The organism is Mesorhizobium sp. M7D.F.Ca.US.004.03.1.1, assembly GCF_003998635.1.
GTDB lineage: Bacteria > Pseudomonadota > Alphaproteobacteria > Rhizobiales > Rhizobiaceae > Mesorhizobium > Mesorhizobium loti.
The window spans coordinates 1-1,028 of sequence record NZ_RZQG01001413.1 but is presented as its reverse complement, the minus strand read 5'-3'; the positions used below and the strand labels follow the sequence as shown (position 1 = coordinate 1,028).

General features: G+C 64.2%; 1 protein-coding gene and 1 pseudogene. Both read right to left on the bottom strand.

Annotated elements, in window-relative coordinates; translation table 11 throughout:
* Window positions 1–233: pseudogene (locus tag EN935_RS37530) on the bottom strand (hypothetical protein); the annotation flags it as partial.
* A partial coding sequence (locus EN935_RS37525; protein ID WP_164771773.1) for an FAD-dependent oxidoreductase occupies window positions 230–1,028 on the bottom strand: 799 nt, incomplete at its 5' end. The pseudogene EN935_RS37530 and the gene EN935_RS37525, both read right to left, overlap by 4 nt.

Here is a 1,028-nt window from a genome sequence, read left to right as displayed (position 1 = left end):
GCTCCTAGCTGGGTCGGCGTAAGGCCGACATGGTGATGCGCGTTGATCAGGCCCGGCATCACAAGGCAATCGCCGGCGTCAATCACCTTGGCGTTGCCAGGAACACGCACGTCCGCCATGGCCCCGACCGAAATGATGCGTCCGTCGGCGACGACGACGGCCTGGTCGCGCGCGATGTCGGCATCGGCGTAGGCAAGCAACCGGCCAGCGCGAATGACAAGGTCGCCACTCATCGAGCACCCTCCCCCAATCGAGCTGCGCAAAGCTGTGCCGCAGCCCGTTGGCCAGTCAGGACCGCGCCGTTCATTCCTGACGGATCGACATAGTCACCACAAAAGAAGATGCGGCCGGTCGGGCGCGCAAGAGCCTCGATATGCTTGAGGCGCCCAACACGCCATGGGCTATCGGCGCGCTGCCAGAGCGCGACCTGGACGTCTGTGCAAGCGGCTGCCGCGCCAGGGAGAATGGCGTCGAGATCGGCAAGCAGAAACGCGTGGCGGTCTTCGCCCGCCATGTTGCGCAGCAAATGAGCCGTATCATGGCCTGTATAGCCCCGGATCATGCCGGCAATCCGACGAGGCTGGTCGGGGGGCGACGCGTGCTCCGCGTTGCAGAGCCCAATCATGCCCCGGCCGACGACGGGAAGGCGCCAGATGCCGTGCGGGAGGAAGTCGGTCGCCGGGCGTGACAGAGAAAACGCCACTGAGGCATCTTCGGCATAGTCTATAGCCTGAAGGGCTGTGCGCTTCCAGCTGGGAAGGTCATCGACTATCCGAGCGGCTATGTCCGCTGGCACGGCAAGCACGGCGTGCCTTGCGAGCAGCGTTTCACCGTCTTCGAGGTTGATCCTTGCCACGCCGTCGGTGTCAGTGACGGATTTCACCGGCCGGCCCCTGATCAAACGCGTGCCATGCTGGACCAGCAGTGCGTCGACAATCGCCTTCACGAGATTGCCGGTACCACCCTCCACGACATATTCGACGCTGGTGAGGTGCAGCAGGTTGGAAAGCGGCTGGAATGCCGCGACC